Annotated in this window: 19 protein-coding genes; 11 read left to right on the top strand and 8 right to left on the bottom strand. The window is 72.6% G+C overall.

The genetic code is table 11. The features are described from left to right. Nucleotides 1-72: 72 nt before the first annotated feature. Nucleotides 73-1,407, top strand: coding sequence for an SLC13 family permease (locus tag B072_RS0112975; protein WP_018530379.1), 1,335 nt, complete (start codon nucleotides 73-75; stop codon nucleotides 1,405-1,407). A 239-nt stretch (nucleotides 1,408-1,646) separates the two neighbouring features. Continuing rightward, a complete protein-coding gene (locus B072_RS43105) occupies nucleotides 1,647-2,045 on the top strand; it encodes a hypothetical protein (RefSeq protein ID WP_018530378.1) in 399 nt (132 codons plus the stop codon). Here the strand turns inward: B072_RS43105 and B072_RS0112965 are convergent. Then, nucleotides 2,006-3,247 (bottom strand): MFS transporter, encoded by a 1,242-nt coding sequence (locus B072_RS0112965; protein ID WP_018530377.1) that lies wholly within the window; start codon nucleotides 3,245-3,247, stop codon nucleotides 2,006-2,008. The two genes, B072_RS43105 and B072_RS0112965, sit on opposite strands and share 40 nt — an antisense overlap. Before the next feature lie 72 nt (nucleotides 3,248-3,319). Between B072_RS0112965 and B072_RS0112960 the strand changes: the two genes are divergently transcribed. After that, the gene (locus B072_RS0112960; protein WP_018530376.1) at nucleotides 3,320-4,099 is read left to right on the top strand and encodes an AraC family transcriptional regulator; all 780 of its coding nucleotides are present in this window, start codon (nucleotides 3,320-3,322) and stop codon (nucleotides 4,097-4,099) included. Here the strand turns inward: B072_RS0112960 and B072_RS0112955 are convergent. Together B072_RS0112955 and B072_RS0112950 are read right to left on the bottom strand one after the other, a co-directional pair. Further along, nucleotides 4,083-6,719, bottom strand: a complete 2,637-nt coding sequence (locus B072_RS0112955) for an FUSC family protein (protein WP_018530375.1) — start codon at nucleotides 6,717-6,719, stop codon at nucleotides 4,083-4,085. The genes B072_RS0112960 and B072_RS0112955 overlap by 17 nt on opposite strands. Then, nucleotides 6,716-7,240, bottom strand: a complete 525-nt coding sequence (locus B072_RS0112950; protein WP_018530374.1) for a MarR family winged helix-turn-helix transcriptional regulator — start codon at nucleotides 7,238-7,240, stop codon at nucleotides 6,716-6,718. Before B072_RS0112950 ends, B072_RS0112955 begins: the two co-directional genes overlap by 4 nt. Before the next feature lie 103 nt (nucleotides 7,241-7,343). Here B072_RS0112950 and B072_RS0112945 point away from each other — a divergent pair, with 103 nt between their 5' ends. Further along, nucleotides 7,344-7,973 carry a DUF6629 family protein gene (locus B072_RS0112945; RefSeq protein WP_043243887.1) on the top strand — a complete coding sequence of 210 codons (630 nt, stop codon included), beginning with the start codon at nucleotides 7,344-7,346 and terminating at the stop codon, nucleotides 7,971-7,973. On the opposite strand, the gene B072_RS0112940 is transcribed toward B072_RS0112945, so the two are convergent. Then, nucleotides 7,966-8,904: a GlxA family transcriptional regulator gene (locus B072_RS0112940; RefSeq protein ID WP_018530372.1), complete on the bottom strand. Its 939-nt coding sequence runs from the start codon at nucleotides 8,902-8,904 to the stop codon at nucleotides 7,966-7,968. The two genes, B072_RS0112945 and B072_RS0112940, sit on opposite strands and share 8 nt — an antisense overlap. Before the next feature lie 207 nt (nucleotides 8,905-9,111). Between B072_RS0112940 and B072_RS0112935 the strand changes: the two genes are divergently transcribed. From B072_RS0112935 to B072_RS0112915, 5 genes are all read left to right on the top strand, one after another. Then, nucleotides 9,112-9,783, top strand: coding sequence for a DJ-1/PfpI family protein (locus B072_RS0112935; protein ID WP_018530371.1), 672 nt, complete (start codon nucleotides 9,112-9,114; stop codon nucleotides 9,781-9,783). A 61-nt stretch (nucleotides 9,784-9,844) separates the two neighbouring features. Further along, nucleotides 9,845-10,156, top strand: a complete 312-nt coding sequence (locus B072_RS0112930; RefSeq protein ID WP_018530370.1) for a hypothetical protein — start codon at nucleotides 9,845-9,847, stop codon at nucleotides 10,154-10,156. Between the two features lie 2 nt (nucleotides 10,157-10,158). Further along, a complete protein-coding gene (locus tag B072_RS0112925; protein ID WP_018530369.1) occupies nucleotides 10,159-10,620 on the top strand; it encodes a hypothetical protein in 462 nt (153 codons plus the stop codon). Nucleotides 10,621-10,732: 112 nt separating this feature from the next. Next, nucleotides 10,733-12,274: a PstS family phosphate ABC transporter substrate-binding protein gene (locus B072_RS0112920; protein WP_018530368.1), complete on the top strand. Its 1,542-nt coding sequence runs from the start codon at nucleotides 10,733-10,735 to the stop codon at nucleotides 12,272-12,274. 121 nt (nucleotides 12,275-12,395) lie between these two features. After that, nucleotides 12,396-13,178, top strand: coding sequence for a lipoprotein (locus B072_RS0112915; RefSeq protein WP_043243842.1), 783 nt, complete (start codon nucleotides 12,396-12,398; stop codon nucleotides 13,176-13,178). 22 nt (nucleotides 13,179-13,200) lie between these two features. Here B072_RS0112915 and B072_RS49105 read toward each other — a convergent pair whose 3' ends face one another. From B072_RS49105 to B072_RS0112900, 3 genes are read right to left on the bottom strand one after another with little or no spacing between them, the layout of a single operon-like run. Beyond that, nucleotides 13,201-13,470: a zinc-binding dehydrogenase gene (locus B072_RS49105; RefSeq protein ID WP_018530366.1), complete on the bottom strand. Its 270-nt coding sequence runs from the start codon at nucleotides 13,468-13,470 to the stop codon at nucleotides 13,201-13,203. 34 nt (nucleotides 13,471-13,504) lie between these two features. Beyond that, the gene (locus B072_RS0112905; RefSeq protein WP_018530365.1) at nucleotides 13,505-13,927 is read right to left on the bottom strand and encodes a cupin domain-containing protein; all 423 of its coding nucleotides are present in this window, start codon (nucleotides 13,925-13,927) and stop codon (nucleotides 13,505-13,507) included. Between the two features lie 42 nt (nucleotides 13,928-13,969). Then, on the bottom strand, nucleotides 13,970-14,812 hold the full coding sequence (locus tag B072_RS0112900) for an SDR family oxidoreductase (protein ID WP_018530364.1): 843 nt from the start codon (nucleotides 14,810-14,812) through the stop codon (nucleotides 13,970-13,972). A 161-nt stretch (nucleotides 14,813-14,973) separates the two neighbouring features. Here B072_RS0112900 and B072_RS0112895 point away from each other — a divergent pair, with 161 nt between their 5' ends. Further along, complete coding sequence (locus B072_RS0112895) at nucleotides 14,974-15,843, top strand: helix-turn-helix domain-containing protein (RefSeq protein ID WP_018530363.1); 870 nt, start codon at nucleotides 14,974-14,976, stop codon at nucleotides 15,841-15,843. Between the two features lie 13 nt (nucleotides 15,844-15,856). Here the strand turns inward: B072_RS0112895 and B072_RS43100 are convergent, their stop codons facing one another. Then, a complete protein-coding gene (locus B072_RS43100; RefSeq protein ID WP_051127167.1) occupies nucleotides 15,857-16,801 on the bottom strand; it encodes a helix-turn-helix transcriptional regulator in 945 nt (314 codons plus the stop codon). 237 nt (nucleotides 16,802-17,038) lie between these two features. Here B072_RS43100 and B072_RS0112885 point away from each other — a divergent pair, with 237 nt between their 5' ends. Further along, a complete protein-coding gene (locus B072_RS0112885) occupies nucleotides 17,039-18,016 on the top strand; it encodes an aldo/keto reductase (protein ID WP_018530361.1) in 978 nt (325 codons plus the stop codon). Nucleotides 18,017-18,025 lie beyond the last annotated feature (9 nt).

Genomic DNA, 18,025 nt, shown 5'->3' with positions numbered 1-18,025 from the left:
CGTGTGCAAGTCATTGACAGGACGACCAAGTGCCGGAAAATTGGCTGAGCCACTCGACCAATGGAGCCACTTGTGTCCCCCGAGCTGCTGTCCGTACTCGCCCTCGCGGTGATCTTCGTGATCGCCACCACACGCTCCGTCAACATGGGAGCCCTGGCGTTCGCCGCGGCCTTCGCCGTCGGTGGACTCGCTGCCGATCTCGACGCCGACGCCGTGTTCGCCGGGTTCCCGGGCGATCTGTTCGTGGTGCTCGCCGGTGTCACGTACCTGTTCGCCATCGCCCGCGCCAACGGCACGACCGAGTGGCTCGTGCACGCCTCGGTACGCCTCGTGGGCGGCCGGGTCGCGCTCATCCCGTGGGTGATGTTCGCCGTCACGGCGGCGCTCACGGCGATCGGCGCGGTCAGTCCCGGCGCCGTCGCCATCGTGGCGCCGCTGGCCCTCGGCTTCGCCGCGCAGTACGGGATCAGCCCGCTGCTGATGGGCATCATGGTGGTCCATGGCGCGCAGGCGGGCGGATTCTCGCCGACCAGCGTGTACGGGTCGACGGTGAACAGCATCGTCGACCGCGAACACCTGCCCGGAAACGAGGGCGCCCTGTTCCTCGCGAGCCTCGTCGCGAACACGATCATCGCGGGCATCGTCTACGTGGTCCTCATGCGGCGCGGCGGTGTCCCCTCGCGGGCACCCGAGCGGGCCGCCGTCACGGTCGGCGGCGGCGCGGCGGACGAGCCGACGGCATCGCCGGAGGCCCAGGAGACGCCGTCGGGCGGTTCTCCCGACGCGGCCCCCCTGCCTCCGGCCCCGCGCCTGGACGGGCCGATCGCCGCGACGCTCGCCGGCCTGGTGGCGCTCGTCGTCTGCGCGCTCGTCTTCGACCTGGACGTCGGCCTCACCGCGATCACGATCGCGGTCCTCCTGAGCATCGTATGGCCCGCGACCAGCAAGACGGCCGTCGCCGAGATCTCCTGGTCCACGGTCTTCCTGATCTGCGGCGTCCTCACCTACGTCGGCGTCCTGGACGAGATGGGCACGATCAAGTGGGCGGGCGACGCCGTCAGCGGCATCGGCGTACCGCTGCTCGCGGCCCTCCTGCTGTGCTACATCGGCGCGATCGTGTCGGCGTTCGCCTCGTCCGTGGGGATCATGGGCGCGCTGATCCCGCTCGCCGTGCCGTTCCTCGCGGCGGGCGAGGTCGGGGCGGTGGGCATGGTGGCGGCGCTGGCCGTCTCCGCGACCGTCGTCGACGTGAGCCCCTTCTCGACCAATGGCGCGCTGGTCCTCGCCAACGCGGAGGACGTCGACCGCGAGCGGTTCTTCCGTCAGCTGATGATCTACGGGGCGGGGGTGGTGGTCGTCGCGCCCGCCGCGGTGTGGCTGGCGCTGGTGGCCCCGGGCGGCGCCTGACGGGTTGCGCGCGGGACAGAGGGCGACGGGCGCGCGGGCGCGAGCATGCGGGCCTTCGGCGCCGCTGTCCTGCCGGGACCGCCGGTTCGGGTGCAGGGACGTACCCCATGGGGTGGGGCTGCCCCGCGAACCCTTTCGTGATCTTGTCCGGGTGGCATTTCTGTCCCTGTCCGGCTCCCGTGCCGTGCGGCGCGGGAGACCCGACCGTCCTGTCGTCTCCTGCGGAACGAGGTCGTCGCATGCGCCGCACCGGATTCCTGTCCCTGGCCGCTCTTCCCCTGCTCGTCCTCGCCCCCGCGGGACCGGCCGTCCCCGACGAGGGCCTGACCGTCACGGCTCCGGCCGGCGGCTCCGTGCACCAGGCGGGCGGCAGCGTGTTCGTGTCCTGGCGCAACGGCACCGGGCAGCAGCTCGACATGTGGCTCGTGCACGCAGACGAGGGGCGCGTGCTGCAGCTGGCGTCGAAACTGGGGGACACGCCCCGGGGCGAGACGGCCACCGTGCTGCCGACGACGGTGCTCGGCGAGGGGTACTCGATCGAGCTCGCGGGCCGCGACGGCGCCGCGCGGGCCTACAGCGGGACGTTCACCGTGAGCCCTCAGCCGCGGGCGCTTCCCGCGGCATCCGCCAGGCGCTGATCGTCCGCATCGCGCGCCACCCGCACGGGCAGCACGCCGACGACGAGCCCGGCCGTCGCGGCGCCGAGCCCGACGGCCACCACGGCGGTCCATCCGCCGTGCCCCCAACCGAGCGTGCCGCACAGCGACCCGACGGCGATGCCGAGGAAGCGCAGCGTGAAGTAGAGGGTGTTCAGGCGGCTGTGCAGGGCCGGATCGAGCCCGAACAGAACGGTCTGGCACACGACCTGGCCGCCCCATACGCCGACGTCGAGCACGACGACGCCCACCACGATCGCCGCGAGCGAGCCGCCGCCGGGCAGCATCACCAGCCATCCGACGACGACCAGGGCGGTGAGCAGGGCCGTGGCGCCACGCCGGCCGAGGCGTTCCGCGAGCCGCCCGGCGCGCGGTGAGGCGAGCCCGCTGACAGCCGCGACGAGGCCGAACAGACCGACGGCGGCCGGGCCCAGGTGGTAGGTACCGGTGAGCAGGAAGGTCAGGGCCGTCCAGAACGCGCCGAACGCGATCCCCACCAGCGCCCCGGAGAGCACGACCCGTGCGACGAGCGGGTGCCGGGCGAGCCGGGGCAGTGAGGTGAGCATCCTGCCGTACGAGGTCGCGGCCGCCGCCGGGGTGGCGGGCAGCGCACGGCCGAGCACAGCGACGAGCGCGAGCGTGAGCAGGCAGGACACGGCGTACACGGCCCTCCATCCGACGAGGTCGGCAAGGGTTCCCGCGTAGGCGCGCGAGGCGAGCACGCCGACCAGCAGGCCGCCCTGCACGGCGCCGACGGTACGCCCGCGCCCCGGTTCTCTCTCGCGGTCGGCGGCCAGCGCGACGGCGAGCGGAGTGACCAGCTGCGGCACCGGCGAGCACACGCCGACGGCGAAACTCGCGATGGCCAGGAACGGCACGGACGGGGCGAGTGCGCACGCCGCGAGGGCCACCGCACCGGCCGTTCCCAGGGCGAGGATCAGCCGCCGCCGGTCGTGGCTGTCGCCCGCGGGCACGATCAGCAGGATGCCCGCCGCGTAGCCGAGCTGGGTGGCGGTGGCCACGGCGCCGAGGGCGTCGGGGCGGGCGCCGAGCGCGTCGGCGACGGTGGCCAGGAGGGGCTGGCAGAGGTAGACGTTGGCGGCGGTCACGGCGCAGGTGACAGCGAGAAGGAGGGTGAGCCGGCGGGGGCCCGCGGTGCGTTCGGTGGGAGGGGAGTCGTTCACGTACAGCGACGCTATGGCGCGCGGCCGGTGGCATACTTTCGAGGTTCAGCCATCATCTGTCGAGAGTGCGCCATGTACGGCAAGAGCGAGGACCGCGACGACTACCAGGACGTGCCGCGACCGCTCGCGGCCATGGCCCGGGACCTGGCCGACGGTCACCACATTCCGCCGCACCACCACCGGCGCGCGCAGCTGATCTACGGCACGACGGGTGCCATCAGCGTCAGCACCGGTCACGGCGTCTGGGTGGTCCCGGCCACCCGCGGCGCCTGGATCCCCGCGGGCCTGGAGCACGCGATGACGTGTGCGGGCGCGGTGGCCATGCGCACGCTGTACCTCGCGACGCGAGCGGCGGAGCGGATGCCCGCGGTGCCCACCGTGGTCTCCGTGTCGCCGCTGCTGCGCGAGCTGATCGACGAGGCGACGCGGCTGCCCGTCGACTACGACCTGGACGGCCGGGACGGCGTCCTGATGGAGCTGCTGCTGCACGAACTCGCGCCGCATCCGGTGCCCGCGCTGCACCTGCCGACGCCGGACGACTCCGGCCTGGCCGCCTTGTGCGCGGCGATCCGGCAGTGTCCGCAGGAGCGCTGGACGACGCAGCGGGCGGCCGCGCACGCCCATCTCAGTGCGCGCAGTCTGCAGCGCCGCTTCACGGCAGCGACCGGGATGAGCCTGGCCCGCTGGGTGCAGCAGGCCAGGCTCGTGCACGCGGTGACGCTGCTGGCCCGGGGCACGCCGGTGACGGCGGTGTCGGGCGCCGTGGGCTACGCGACACCGAGCGCGTTCACGGCGATGTTCCACCGGGCGCTCGGGACGCCGCCGACCACGTACTTCAGCGCGCCTGGGTGAGGTCGTGCCGTACGTCCTTCGCGTCCGGGTCCACGGTGACCAGCTCGGCGCGCGGAGCGTGCCGGGCCGCGGAGATCACCAGGGTGTGGGTCCCGGCGGGCAGCGCGTCCACCGTGTAACTGCCGTGGTGCACCTGGGCCTTGGCAAGGCGCTTGCCGCGGGCGCTGATCACGGTGATCCAGGCGGGGCAGCCCTCGGGATGCGTGTCGCAGCGAACCGATCCCGTGATCCGCGCCGCGCCGACCGTGGTGCGGTCGCGGCCGTTCGGTTCGCCCCAGGCCGCCATCAACGCGCGGGTGGTGCGCTGCATCGGTGAGGCGGGGGCCGGTGCGGTGCGTCCCGGCGCGGCGACCGGGAGGCCGACCTGTTCGGCGTAGGCGGCCAACGCCTCGTCGAGCGCGGCGAGTTCGCGCAGCGCGGTGCGCAGCCGTTGGGCGCGGGGGCCGGGTGCGGCGGGGGCGAGTTCCGTCTCCAGTTCGCGCACGAGCGGGCTGACGCGCCGCCAGGCGCCTTCGGGTTCGCCGGTCGCGTAGAACCGGTCGAGCTCCTTGAGGGACGCGGTGAGGGTGCGGGTCACCAGGCGGGCGCGGTCGGCGAGGCGCGGGGGCAGGTCCACGTCGATGTCGGCGGCGAAGGCGAGGGCGCGGGCGTGGCCGGTGGCCGTCGCGAGCAGCGCCACCCGGTGCTCGGCGGACGGGCCGCGCACACCCAGCGGCATCCGCACCAGCGGCCGCACGATGCTCTGCACCTGGAGCAGCGCGGCGTCCACGGTGCGGGCCGCGCCGCGCAGCCGGACCGGGGCCTCGGGCTGGTCCCAGCGCCGCTCGACCTGCTGGATCACCTGGGCGAGCGCGTCGACGTAACCGCGTTCGGCCTCCTTGACGACGGTGCGGCGCGACAGCGGGAAGATCAGCGCCGCGCAGGCGGTGGCGACGAGTATGCCCAGGCCGTTGTCGAGGATCCGCTCCCCCAGCAGGTGTTCCATGCCGCTGTCGGGGGTGGTCATGCCGTAGAGCTGGGTGAGGGCGACGACGAGGCCGACGACCCAGACGGCGTACGCGCGCTGGATGCCCCAGGCTCCGACGGTGAGTCCGGCGACGATGACGGCGAGGGTCGCGTAGACGTGGTCGCGGCCGATGAGGTGGAGCAGCACGATGCCGAGTACGGCGCCGACGACGGTGCCGACCATGCGGTGGCCGAACTTGCGCAGCCGTTCGTGCGTGGTGTTGGTGCCGAACAGCGTGATCATCACGCCGACCAGGCCCCAGTAGAAGCGGCCCGGGTCGATGGCGTCGGCGATGGGGCAGACGATGGCGGAGGCCACGGCGGCGTGCGCGGGAACGCGGATGTACGGGACGGCGCGCCGCCAGCCGGTCTCGGAACCGGCGGCGAGGACGCGGCGGGCGGGGCCCGCGGAACCCGGGAGCCGGTTGTTCTCCAGGGCGACCGTCGGCTGGAACGGCACGTCGGCAGGGTCGGCGCAGGTGCGCTGCCCGAGGGCGAGCCAGTTGTGCAGGGCGTCGGCGAGGGTGTCCAGGAGGTCGCCGATCCGGCGGGCGAGAACGGCGGCCTCGACGTCGTCGGCCGGGGCGGACGGGTCGCGCAGAATCGTCCGGGCCCGTTCCTGGAGGTGCGCGGCGGCCGGGCGCAGGCCCTCGGCGCGGCCGAGCGGGGTGTCGCGGGCGAGGACGAGACCGACGGCGAGGGCTTCGCGCAGCGGTCCGGGGACGGGCAGCCGGGCCAGGTCGGCGGCGGCCTGGCCGATGCCGCGCAGCGCGAGTTCGGCGTCGAAGAGGTGGCGATGCAGGAGTTCCGCGGCGGCCGGGTCGGCGGCGACCTCGGGCTGGGCGAGGCGGCCGTCGATGGTCACCGTGGTGACGTTGAGGCGGCGCAGGGCGCGGGTCATCCGGCGTACGGCCCGCTTCTGGTCGGCGTCGGGGTCGAGCGCGTCGACGGCGGCGTCGGCGACGCGCCGGGCCTCCACGACGAAGGCGCGCTGGGTGCGCAGCAGGTCCTCGCGGGGCATCGGGAAGCAGAGCAGGAGCCGGGTCGCGAGCACGGCGGCCGCGGCGACCAAGGCGACGGCGAAGGCCTTGCCGACGAGCGCGGCCGGGATGCCGGCGAGCATGCCGACCATCAGGCCGTTGAACAGCATCATGCCGGTGATGAGCGCGAACGGCCCGAACCTGGCGAGGAAGAAGGTGAGGGCGAGCGCGACGACCATCAGGGTCATCTGTGCCGCGCGCCGACCGTCCAAGGTCGCGCACACCCACAGCACCGCGCTGTACGGGAACGGCATCCACAGGATGGCGCGGGCGAGCCGGTCCCAGGTGTTCTCGGCGACCGCGAACGCGCTCATCAGGCCCATCATCCCGGCGACCATCATGCCGATCATGTCCGGGATGCCCAGCGCCTCGGCCATCCAGTAGCCGACGGCGAGGGAGGTCACCATGGCGACCAGCGACCGCCAGCCCGACTGCAGCTGACCGAGTCCGGGGTCGGCGGCGAGTACCCAGTCCCACCATCTGCGGGGTCCGGCGACCCGGTGCGGGGCGAGGCCCGCCGCGGCGGGGTGCTCGTCGGTGGTGGACAGGTCCGGCAGAGTGCCCGGGGTGGTCAACTCGCCTCCGTTTCAGCGGTGTTCACAACAGTCGTCTGGGCCAGCAGGGCATCCACCAGGGGCGTGATCGCGCTCCGTGCGGCGGCCACCGCGCGCTCCGGGTCGTCGACGCCGCCGGGTACGCCGCCGTCGAGGGCGGCGAGCAGGGCGACGGCCATCCGCTGCCGGGCGCGTTCCATGAGCGCGCGGCCGGCGGCGGTGAGCGAGGTCTCCACGGCGCGCCGGTCGTCGGCGCAGCGTCGCCGCTCGACGAGTCCGGCCTCCTGGAGCTGCTGCAGGATCACGGTGACGCGGGGCTGCGCCATGCCGGTCCGCGCGGCGAGCGCGGTCACCCGGCAGGGCCCCGACTCCAGCGCGTCGAGCACCGAGACCTGACTGCGGGTGAGGCCGAACTCCCCTGCCCTGAAGAGGGCTTGGGACAGCTGGGCGATCCCGCGCAGCAGTCCGCGGGCCGCGCCTTCGATGCGCTGCGCCGCGGCGACGTCGACCGAGCCGCCGGTCGACCCTTGAGATAGATGCATATGGAAAGAATATACATGCCGAGTACACCCACCTGCGCGTGGGGTTGCACGGCGGGGTGCACTCCGATGTCGCCGCGGAGCTCGGGAACGTAGCGTGATCGACATGTGCTGGAGTGCGACGGCCGACCTGGTGGCAGGCAGCGCGATCACCGCCGTGGGCCTCGCGTGCGTGACGCGCGCGGCCCGCACCCGGCCGCGCGCGGTGCCGCTGGCGGCGCTGCCGTTGCTGCTCGGGGCGCACCAGATCATCGAGGCGGTGATCTGGAACGCGGGCGGCGGCACCGGACCCGCGACCGTCGCGTGGGCGGTGATCGCGCTGCCGCTCCTGCCGCTGTGGGTGCCGGTGGCGGTGCTGTGCGCGGCGCCCCCGAGCGCGCGGCGGCGCCTGGCGGTGCCGCTCGTGTCCGGCGTCGTGACGTCGGCGGCGCTCGTGTACGTCCTGGCGACGAGCACGGTCACGGCCGAGGTGCGCGGGCGCACGATGGGGTACGCGGTCGGGCTCCCGAACGCCGCGTGGCTGCTCGCCGGCTATCTGCTGGCGACGATCGGCTCGCTGCTGCTGTCCGGCGAGGCGGGTCTGGTGCTGTTCGGCGCGTTCGCGGCGGCCGGTGCGGCGGTGTGCGCGGCACTGTGGCGCTGGGAGTTCGTCTCCACGTGGTGCGCCTGGGCCGCGCTGTGCTCGGTGATCCTCCACCACTGGCTGCGCCCCCGGCCCGGAGCGCGGGTCAACTGAAACTGCGCCGGTAGGCCTGGGGGCTGACGCCGGTGGTGCGCCTGAAGCGGTCGCGGAAGGAGGTCGGCGAGCCGAATCCGACCTGCGCGGCGATCCGCTCCACCGGGTGTCCGGTGGTCTCCAGGAGGTGCTGGGCCCGGCGGATGCGGGCACGGTGCAGCCATTGCAGCGGCGTGGTGCCGGTCTGTTCGCGGAAGCGGCGCATCAGGGTGCGGGTGCTGACACCGGCGTGCGCGGCGATGTCGGGCAGGGTGAGGTCGCGGCTCAGGTTGTCCTGGAGCCAGCCGAGCAGCGGTTCGAACGAGGAGCCCTGCGGGGTCGGCGCGTGGGTGTGGACGATGAACTGCGCCTGCCCACCCTCGCGTTCGAGGGGCATGACCGACAGGCGGGCGGCGTCGGCGGCGACCGCGGAACCGTAGTCGCGGCGGATCATGTGCAGGCACAGGTCGAGTCCGGCGGCGGCGCCCGCCGAGGTGAGGATCTGCCCGTTGTCGACGTAGAGGACGTCCGCGTCGACCTCGACCTCCGGGTACGCCGCGGCCAGTGCCTCGGCGGCGATCCAGTGCGTGGTGGCCCGCAGTCCGTCGAGGAGTCCGGTGGCCGCGAGCGGGAACGTGCCGGAGCAGATCGACGCGATCCGGGTGCCGTCCGCCGCGGCCTCGCGCAGCGCGTCGCGCACGGCGGGCGGGAGCGGGGCCAGGGGCTCCGCGGTCCCGGGCACGATGATCGTGTCCGCGCCGCGCAGCCCGTCGAGGCCCCAGGGCACGCTGATCCGGAACGCGCCCGCGTCGATCTCGGGCCGCTCCGCGCAGACCCGCACCCGATAGCCGGGGCGGCCGTCGGGCAGGCGGGTGCGCGCGAACACCTCGATGGGAGTGGACAGATCGAACGGGATGACCTGGTCCAGGGCGAGCAGGGCGACGGTGTGCATGGCGGAAATCTATCTCGCCGCCGGAAAGCCGCCAGACCCATCTCAGGCGCACTTGTGCAGACGGTGACCAGATCTTCCTCTTGTTACCGCTGTCGCTATCCCGTTGAAAGGTGTCATCAATGCCACTGGGGCGGTGATCATTCACTGTCTAGCGTCGGGGACGACCCCGGCGCGGACCGGGGCATCCCCCTACGAAGGATTCGCTCCATGCACGTCCAGATCGTCCTGTTCGATGGTTTCGATCCACTCGATGTCATCGCCCCGTACGAGGTGCTGCACGCCGGTGGTGCCGCCTCGGGCGGCGCGGTGACCGTCGAGCTGGTGTCCGCGGAGGGCGCCCGGGAGGTGGTCGGCGGTACCGGTGGACTGGCGCTGCGGGCCACCGCCGCGCTCGATCCCGCCCGCCCCGGTGTCGTCCTGGTGCCCGGCGCCGCGGGCCGCGTCGGCGCCCCGGACGAGGAGCCGGACCCGGAGGCGGCCGAGCCGACGATCCCGGTCCTGCTGGGCCGCACGCTCACCACCGGGCTGCCCGCGCTGCTCAAGGCCGCGATGGACGGCCCGGACACGACCGTGGCGACGGTGTGCGGCGGCTCATTGGTGCCGGCCATGGCGGGGCTCCTGGAGGGCCGGCACGTCACGACGCACCACCTGGGCATGGATCTGCTGGACGCCACCGGGGCGCACGCGGTGCACGCCCGGGTCGTCGACGACGGCGACCTCGTCTCCGGAGCCGCCGTCACCTCAGGTCTCGACCTGGGCCTGTATCTGCTGGAGCGCGAGCTGGGACCGCGGATCGCCCACGCCGTCGAGGAGCTCTTCGCGTACGAGCGCCGGGGCGTCGTGTGGCGTCCTCAGGGCCCGCCGCCCGCCACCTTCTGACACCGCCCGACCCCCACCATCACCGCCCCTTGTCATCGCATCAGTGAGGAAGAACCGTCGTATGTCCGTCGCGGGAATCTGGGACCTGGCCGTCGCCACGCCCATCGGCACGATCAAGGCAGTCGTCCAACTCCGGGAAGAGGGAGGGCGGTTCAGCGGCGTCGCCCGGGGAACCGGCGAGGAGGTGCCGCTGCGGGACGTGGCCCTGGACGGCGACCGGCTCACCTGGCGGCAGGCCGTCACCAGGCCGCTCCGGCTGAACCTCGCGTTCGCCGTGACCGTCGACGGCGACACGCTCGCCGGGACCTCTCGCGCCGGGCGCCTGCCGGCGTCGAAGGTCACCGGAGTGCGCCGCGCGGCGGTCGACCGCTGACCATGACAAAGCTTCTGCTTACCCTGCACGTCCTGGCCGCCGTCCTGACCGTCGGACCGGTCGCCGTGGCCGCCGGCATGTTCCCCAAGTCCCTGCGCGAGGCGGCCGGTTCACCGGACGGGGGCGACTCGGCGGCGACGCTGCGGACACTGCACCGCATCTGCCGGGTGTACGCCGGTGTCGGCATCGCCGTGCCGGTGTTCGGGTTCGCGACGGCGAGCAGCCTCGGCGTGCTCGGCAGCGCGTGGCTGATCGTGTCGATCGTCCTGACCCTCGCGGCCGCCGCGGTCCTCATCGTGGGGATCCTGCCCGCGCAGGAAGCGGCGCTGGACGGCGTCGGACAAGCGGGGTCACCGCCTCCGTCCGCGTCGCGGCTCGCCATGGTCACCGGCGCGTTCAATCTGCTGTGGGCCGCGGTCACGGTACTGATGATCATTCGGCCCGGCACCACGACCGGGGCGTGATCGCGCCACCCAACCGCCTTACGCGGCACCGCAGTTGAACGGTCGCCGAACACTGGGCGAAGGACGGCTCCGGACTCTCCTGGCGGGCCGGGAGAGTCCGTACGGTCGGGGCATGGGATGGCTCGAAATCAGCTTCACGGCAGCGGGCCTGGTGCTCGGCCTCGCCTCCATGGTCACCCCGTTCGCCGCCGACCTGCGGGCGCGGCGCAGCCGGCGCATCGGTTTCCGCACACAGATGGACATCGCCATAGGACACAACGGCCCGACGGACGAAGCCGATCCGCGCCTCGGGCTCTTCAACGACCTGCCCGCGATGCGCGACGCGACGCTCGTCCTGTTGCGCATCGAGAACGACGGCACCCGGCACATCGAGGAGTCCGACTACATCCACTCGCCGCGCGAGTACGGGCTCACCGCCGAGTTCACCGGGCGCCGCATCGAGGCGCAGGACGTCACACTGCCCGAGGACCACGCCAATCTGATGGGCTACTTCGAGAACGAGCCCGGCCTGCGCGTCGTGGGCACCAGCACCCTGCTCATCCCCCGCGTCCCGCTGAAGCCGGGCGCGTTCTACAAGATCCTCGTGCTGCTGACGGGCGGGCAGGAGGGGGACAAGGTCACGGTCACCGGCGACGTCCGCGACGGCTCCCTGCACGAGAACCACAGCCTCACCCCGGACGAGAAGCCGCCGGTGTTCAGCAGGAAGGCCCGCTGGACCACGGTGGTCCTCGGCATCGCCCTGATCGCCGCCGTGACCCTGCCGATGCTGCTGCCGCCCGCGCTCCCGAGCGACTGCGAGACGGGCAGGCTCCGGCTCACCGGCTCCACCGCGTTCGAGCCCGTCCTGAACGAGCTGGCGCAGAAATACCGGGACCATTGCCAGGGCAGACCCGACATCACGGTCACCACGCACGGCAGCCGCACCGGCGTACGTGAACTCGCGCTGTCCGAAGGCGCGTTGGACCAGGGGGCCCATGTCGTGGCGTTCTCGGACGGGCCCCGCCCGGCGAGCTACACCCGGCTCGGCGAGAGCCGCATCGCGGTCTCCCTCTTCACCCTCGTCGTGCACGACGACGTCCGCCTGACGAACCTGTCCGTGGCCGACGTACGCCGCCTCTACGGTGGCCGGGTCCGCAACTGGTCCGAGCTCGGCGGTCCGGATCTGCCGGTGGTGCTCGTCAGCCGCTCCTCGGGCTCGGGCACCCGCTCCGCCCTGACGAGCCGCGTTCTCGCGGGCGCCGACGAGCCACCGGCCTCCTCGGACGACTGCGTCAACCGCACCGTGCGCACGGCGTCGGTGCTGCGCTGCGAACTCGACTCCACCGAGCAGGTCCTGGAGGCCGTCGCCCGCACGCCCGGCGCCCTCGGCTACAGCGAACTGCGCGCCGCGTCCCCGCCGGACGCGCCGCTCGGCCTGCACCGCGTCACCCTCGACGGGCGCGCCCCGGACCCGGACCGGCTCGACGCGGGCGGCTACCCGTACCGCGAGATCGAGTACGCCTACACCTACGGCCGTCCGCCGGCCGACTCGCTGGCGTCCAGCTTCCTGTCGTACGCCGTCGACAACGGCACCGGCAAGGGAGTCGTCGCCGCCCACGGACATCTGCCGTGCGGAACTCCGGTGGGCCTTCGGGTGTGCGGCAGGGGCGACTGACTCCGCCCTCCCCTCCGTCTCCTCGCTGGGCTTCCACCAGGACACCGACGGCGTGACGAACATAGACTTTACGGGTATTTAGGGCACCCGGACGTGGGGTCCGCGACGGCGAGGTGACGTCATGAGACGTAAGACAGTGGCGACCGCTTGCCTGTGCGCGAGCGTGCTGGCCGTGGGCCCGGCGTTCGCCGCCGACGGCGACGCGGCGGACCTCAGCGCACGGCAGCTGGCCGACGAGGCGAAGCAGGAACTCCTGGACGCGCAGTCCCTGCACATCACCCTGGCGAACCGGTCGGACACCGAGCGCAGCACCCGCACCCCTGCCGCGTTCGACCTGCGTCTCGACGAGGACGGCAACTGCGCCGGTTCGCTGCGCATGGGCGTCGGCGGCGCGAACGGCGGCAGTGTCGATCTCGTGAAACGCGGCGACGAGGTGTGGATGAAGCCGGACGCGACCTTCTGGAAGACACAGGTCGGCGGCGGCGCGGGCGAGTTGGCGTCGCAGCTGTTCGGCGACCGGTACGTGCACGGCACCACCGACGACCCGATGCTCGCCGGGCTCGCCGACACCTGCGATCTCGACGCGTTCCGCGGTCAGCTGGACAGCGGCTCGGCGCGCGCGGCGCAGGAGAGCCTCACCAAGGGCGACGCGACCCAGGTCGACGGCACCGGTGTCGTCCCGCTGACCGGTAGCGAGGACGGCAGCACGATCACGATGTACGTCACCTCCGACGCGCCGCACCGTCTCGTCCGGGCCACCGAGAAGGGCGACGACGAGAACATCACGATGACACTCACGGACTACGACACGCCCGTGCCAGACAAGACGCCGTCCGCGGACGAGTCGGTCGACATCTCGAAGCTGCACGACGTCGACCCGGACGCGACCCCGCCGCAGGCCTAGGTCGTGTCCGCCAAGTCCCTTCTCACGGGACAGTGAGGACGATCTCCCCGTGGGCCCGGTGCGACCGAAGCCGCGCCAGGGCTGGTGCGGCGGTGTCGAAGGACCAGGTGCTCTCGATGAGGGGGCGAACGCTGCCGTCGGCGGCGGCGAGCCTCACGGCGTCGGCGTTGTTGAGCGCCACCGCGTGCGCGCGCACCACGATCTGACCGGGGCCCTGGACGTGAACGGGCACCTGACGAGGTGTCCAGTCGGGTCCCGTGCCGCCGAAGAGCGCGGTCATCGTCGCGGTCATGATCGGGTGCTCCTTGGCGTGCAAACGGATGCGGTCAGCGGCTGCTGCGCGTGCGGGGTGCGGTGTACTGCTCGTCGGTGACGTGTTCGAGCCAGGTGGTCTCGGGCCGGTCGTCGTCGGGTGCGGTGCCTTCCCACAGGGCGAGGTGCTGCATGAAGTTCTCCTCGGTGGCGCCGTGCCAGTGCTCCTCGCCGGGCGGGCAGGTCACCGTCTCGCCCGGGTGGGCCTCGTAGACGGTGCCGTCGCGGGTGCCGATCAGGGCGGTGCCGGCGACGACGTGCAGGGTCTGGCCGACGGCGTGGTGGTGCCAGGCCGTGTGGGCGCCCGGCGCGAAGCGCACCATGTTGGCGCGGATCCGGGAGGGCTCCTGACCCGCGTGGATGACGTCGAACCAGACGTCTCCGTCGAACCAGTCGGCAGGGCCCTTACCGGTCGGCTGCGGCTTCACGAATTCCATGACGTGCTCCTTGGTGCGTGGTGGGGATCGGGGGTGGCTGGGTCAGGCGGCGTCGGTGTGGGCGAGGTCGCTGCCCAGGGCGCGGGATGCGGTGGCCTGCGCGGTGATCTCCTGGCCCTTGGCCTCGGCGGTGTGGAGGGCGTCGTCGCCGGCGACGAACCGCAGCGGCGGATCGGGCAGGTCGATGACCTCCAGGAGTGCGTCGGCGAGCTTGACCGGGTCGCCGGCCTGCTGCCCGTTCATCGACTGCCACATCGCCTTGGTGGTCCGGGTGCGCTCGGCGTAGTCGTCGACGGACAGCTCGGCCCAGCTGGTGGAGGCGTCCACGAGCAGCTCGGTGCGGAAGAAGCCGGGCTCGACGATCGTCGTGCCGATGCCGTACGGCTCGACGTCGTACCGCAGGGACTCCATCCAGCCCTCGACACCGAACTTGGCGGCGGCGTAGGCGACGCAGAACTCCTGGCCGACCAGTCCGGCGATCGAGGAGATCGTGACGATGTGCCCCGAGCGCCGGCCGCGCATGGCGGGCAGGACGGCGCGGGTGACGTTCATCGGGCCGAACAGGTTCGTCTCCATCTGCGCGCGCATCTGCGCGTCGGAGATCTCCTCGAAGTAGCCGGCCTGGAAAGCGGCCGCATTGTTGATCAGGACGTCGATGCGGCCGAACCGGGCCACGGCGGCGGCGACAGCCGTACGGGCGTCGTCGGCACTGGTGATGTCCAGCGCGGTCACCAGCAGCTTGTCCTGCTCGCCGCCGAGCGCCCGCAGCACGCTTTCCGGGCGGCGGCCGGTGGCGACGACCTGGTGGCCGGCGGCAAGGGCCTGGCGGGCGATGTCGGCGCCCAGGCCGCGGCCCGCACCGGTGACGAAGATGACCTTGCTCATGAGGGGGAAAACTCCTGCGTATTCGGGTTCCTGTCTGGCGCAATTCCAGACTGGCACTCCCGCGGACGTACGTGCAGAGGAGACTTTGTTCCTGGGAGAGAAACTTCCTGGGAAGAATTCTTCCCCCTCACGCCGGGACCTTCCGCTGCCACACTGGACGTATGAGTCCGACACCGCATCTGAACGAGCTGGGCGAATTCCTCAAGGCCCGCCGGTCCGAGCTGAGCCCGCGCGCCGTGGGCCTGCCCGACAGCGGCGGGCAGCGCAGGGTCGCCGGGCTGCGCAGGGAAGAGGTGGCCCTGCTCGCGGCGATCTCCACCGACTACTACACGCGTCTTGAGCAGGGCCGACTGCCTCCGTCGGCGCCGGTGCTGGAGGCCGTGGCCCAGGTGCTGCGTCTCGACGACGACCAGCGACGCTACGTGTTCGGCCTGGCGGGCAAGGAGACGGCCCGGCCCCGCCGCCGGGCCCGGCAGAAGGTGCAGCCGCAGCTGCGCAGGGTCCTGGACGACCTCACCTCCACGCCGGCCGTCGTGATGGGCCGCCGGATGGACGTCATCGCCTGGAATCCTCTGGCGGCGGCGCTCGTGACCGACTTCGGCGCGGTGCCGGAGAAGCACCGGAATTACGTGCGGATTCTTTTCACCGATCCCGCGATGCGCACTCTGTATGCGGACTGGAAAGGTGTCGCCCGTACCGCGGTCGCGCAATTGCGCATGCAGGCGGCGAAGTATCCGGACGACCCCCGACTGACCGCTTTGGTCGGTGAGTTGTGCGTCCAGGACGAGGATTTCCGTCAGTGGTGGGCCGCGCACCATGTCGCCACGCTCGGCGTGGGGACGAAGGTTATGAACCATCCGGTCGCCGGTGAGCTGTCCCTCGACTGGGACACCCTGACGGCCAGCACCGACCCCGACCAGCAGCTCGTCGTGTGGACCGCCGAAGTCGGCTCGCCCACCCACGACGGTCTGCGGATCCTCGCGTCCTGGGCGGCCGACCGGCACCGCACCACCGTGGAACCCGCCGACTGAGTCTCCCGCGCGGTCAGTCCCGGCGGGGCTCTCCGGCGGCTTCCGGGGCGGGCGCGGGGCGTTCGGCCGGCTGCGGTGCGGGCGCGGGGCGTTCGGCCGGCTGCGGTGCGGTCATGTCGAGCAGGAGCAGGGCGTCGTGGTCGGGGGTGCCGGGTTCGGCGGTGTAGACACCGATCCGCTGGCCCGGGGTGCCTTCCACCTGAAGGGACTGCGAGGTGAGGGTGAGCGTGCCGACCTGCGGGTGCTGGAAGCTCTTCTGCGCGGGCTTGCGTCCGGCCACCTCGTAGCGCTCCCAGAGCTTCGCGAAGTCGGGGCTCTTGAGCAGGAGTTCGCCGACGAGGTGGGTCAGGTCGGGTGCGTCGGGGGCGGTGCCGGCCATGGCACGCAGCCGCGCGACGCAGGCGGTGATCTGACGGTCCCAGTCGGCGAACAGCTCGCGGGCACCGGGGTGCAGGAACAGATAGCGCGCGAGGTTGCGCTGCTTCACGGGCCAGTCGTCCAGGCCCGCGTACAGGGCGAGACCTCCGGGGTTCCAGGCGAGCATGTCCATGCTGCGACTGATCACGTAGGCCGGGTTCGGGCGCAGGGACTCGAGCAGCAGCTTGAGGTGGGGCCGCACGGCACGGCTGGGCGCGGGCGGCGGTTCGGGAACGTAGCGCGCGGCGCGGGCGGCGAGCTCGCGCAGGTGCTGGTGCTCCTGGTCGTCCATGTGCAGCGCGCGGGCGAGCGCGTCCAGGACGGCGGGGCTCGGGCGGGTCTCCTTGCCGCGCTCCAGCCGCACGTAGTAGTCCATGCTGATGCCGGCCAGCGTGGCCAGCTCCTCGCGGCGCAGACCGGGGGTGCGGCGGATGCCGGCGCCGACGGTGAGGCCGACGCGTTCGGGGCTGGTCTGGGTGCGGCGGGCGCGCAGGTAGCGGCCCAGCTCGGCGCCTTCGCTGTGCGCGCTCATCGATGCCATGCCTCCAGTCTCACCCGCGCACGACCTGGTGCGCAGGCGCGAGGGGGGCCCTGTGATTACCCCCGAAGAGCCCGCCCTGCCGCACGGGCGTGATCCGGGCGAAGCTGAATGAGCAGGACGCCGACACCCCCCGGAGCCGTCGCCGGCCACAGCAGGCGCGACCGGCCGGGCCGGGCGAGAGTGAAGGGGCCGGCGAGAGCGAAGGTGCGGGCGACGCCACGGACCGGAGAGGACGACATGCGTTACATCAAGCTGCGTGACCTGGAGGTATCCCGGATCGGCCTGGGCGCGATGGGGATGTCCCACGGCTACACCGGCTCCGGCACGGACGACGCGGAGTCGATCAGGACCGTGCACCGTGCGCTGGAGCTCGGTGTCACCCTCATCGACACCGCCGAGATCTACGGCCCGTACACCAACGAGGAGCTGCTCGGGAAGGCGCTCAAGGGGCGCCGGGACCAGGTGGTGCTGGCCACGAAGTTCGGTCTCGTGTCCCACGGTGGAGAAGGTGCGTGGAACCTGGATTCCGGCCCGGCGAACATCCGTACCGCCGTGGAGGGTTCCCTGCAGCGGCTCGGCACCGACCACATCGACCTGTACTACCAGCACCGGGTGGACCCTTACACGCCTGTCGAGGAGACCGCGGGCGCGGTGGCGGAGCTGATCGCCGAGGGCAAGGTCCGCGCCTTCGGCCTCTCCGAGGCGGGTCCTGACACCATCCGGCGCGCACACGCCGTCCAGCCCGTCACCGCGGTGCAGTCCGAGTACTCCCTGTGGACCCGCGGCATCGAGGACCGTGTGCTGCCGGTGCTGCGGGAGCTGAACATCGGCCTGGTGCCGTTCTCGCCGCTCGGCCGCGGCTTCCTGACGGGCACGGTCCGCTCGACCGACCAGTTCGAGGAGGGCGACTTCCGGCGCGACAACCCGCGCTTCACCGGCGAGAACTTCCGGCGCAACCTCGCCCTCGCCGACGAGGTCAAGGCCCTGGCGACCGAGGTCGGCGCCACGCCCGCCCAGGTCGCGCTGGCCTGGCTGCTCGCCCAGGGCGACGACATCGCCCCGATCCCCGGCACCAAGCGCGTCAGCCGCGTCGAGGAGAACACGGCCGCCGACGCCGTCACCCTGACCGCCGAGCAGCTCGACCAGCTCAGCAGCATGCCGCCCCCCGCAGGCGACACCCACACCGAGGCGCAGGCGCGCATGCTCGAACGCTGATCACCCCCA

Source organism: Streptomyces sp. HmicA12, from assembly GCF_000373565.1.
GTDB lineage: Bacteria > Actinomycetota > Actinomycetes > Streptomycetales > Streptomycetaceae > Streptomyces.
The sequence above is the reverse complement of the archived record's forward strand: the minus strand, read 5'-3'. Positions and strand labels throughout refer to the sequence as shown.

Bases quoted from the DNA above. Each gene is read 5' to 3' on its own strand.
- B072_RS43105 (WP_018530378.1), top strand. From the start codon at position 1,647: ATGCGCCGCACCGGATTCCTGTCCCTGGCCGCTCTTCCCCTGCTCGTC.
- B072_RS0112960 (WP_018530376.1), top strand. From the start codon at position 3,320: ATGTACGGCAAGAGCGAGGACCGCGACGACTACCAGGACGTGCCGCGA.
- B072_RS0112950 (WP_018530374.1), bottom strand. From the start codon at position 7,240: ATGCATCTATCTCAAGGGTCGACCGGCGGCTCGGTCGACGTCGCCGCG.
- B072_RS0112945 (WP_043243887.1), top strand. From the start codon at position 7,344: ATGTGCTGGAGTGCGACGGCCGACCTGGTGGCAGGCAGCGCGATCACC.
- B072_RS0112940 (WP_018530372.1), bottom strand. From the start codon at position 8,904: ATGCACACCGTCGCCCTGCTCGCCCTGGACCAGGTCATCCCGTTCGAT.
- B072_RS0112935 (WP_018530371.1), top strand. From the start codon at position 9,112: ATGCACGTCCAGATCGTCCTGTTCGATGGTTTCGATCCACTCGATGTC.
- B072_RS0112930 (WP_018530370.1), top strand. From the start codon at position 9,845: ATGTCCGTCGCGGGAATCTGGGACCTGGCCGTCGCCACGCCCATCGGC.
- B072_RS0112925 (WP_018530369.1), top strand. From the start codon at position 10,159: ATGACAAAGCTTCTGCTTACCCTGCACGTCCTGGCCGCCGTCCTGACC.
- B072_RS0112920 (WP_018530368.1), top strand. From the start codon at position 10,733: ATGGGATGGCTCGAAATCAGCTTCACGGCAGCGGGCCTGGTGCTCGGC.
- B072_RS0112915 (WP_043243842.1), top strand. From the start codon at position 12,396: ATGAGACGTAAGACAGTGGCGACCGCTTGCCTGTGCGCGAGCGTGCTG.
- B072_RS49105 (WP_018530366.1), bottom strand. From the start codon at position 13,470: ATGACCGCGACGATGACCGCGCTCTTCGGCGGCACGGGACCCGACTGG.
- B072_RS0112905 (WP_018530365.1), bottom strand. From the start codon at position 13,927: ATGGAATTCGTGAAGCCGCAGCCGACCGGTAAGGGCCCTGCCGACTGG.
- B072_RS0112900 (WP_018530364.1), bottom strand. From the start codon at position 14,812: ATGAGCAAGGTCATCTTCGTCACCGGTGCGGGCCGCGGCCTGGGCGCC.
- B072_RS0112895 (WP_018530363.1), top strand. From the start codon at position 14,974: ATGAGTCCGACACCGCATCTGAACGAGCTGGGCGAATTCCTCAAGGCC.
- B072_RS43100 (WP_051127167.1), bottom strand. From the start codon at position 16,801: ATGGCATCGATGAGCGCGCACAGCGAAGGCGCCGAGCTGGGCCGCTAC.
- B072_RS0112885 (WP_018530361.1), top strand. From the start codon at position 17,039: ATGCGTTACATCAAGCTGCGTGACCTGGAGGTATCCCGGATCGGCCTG.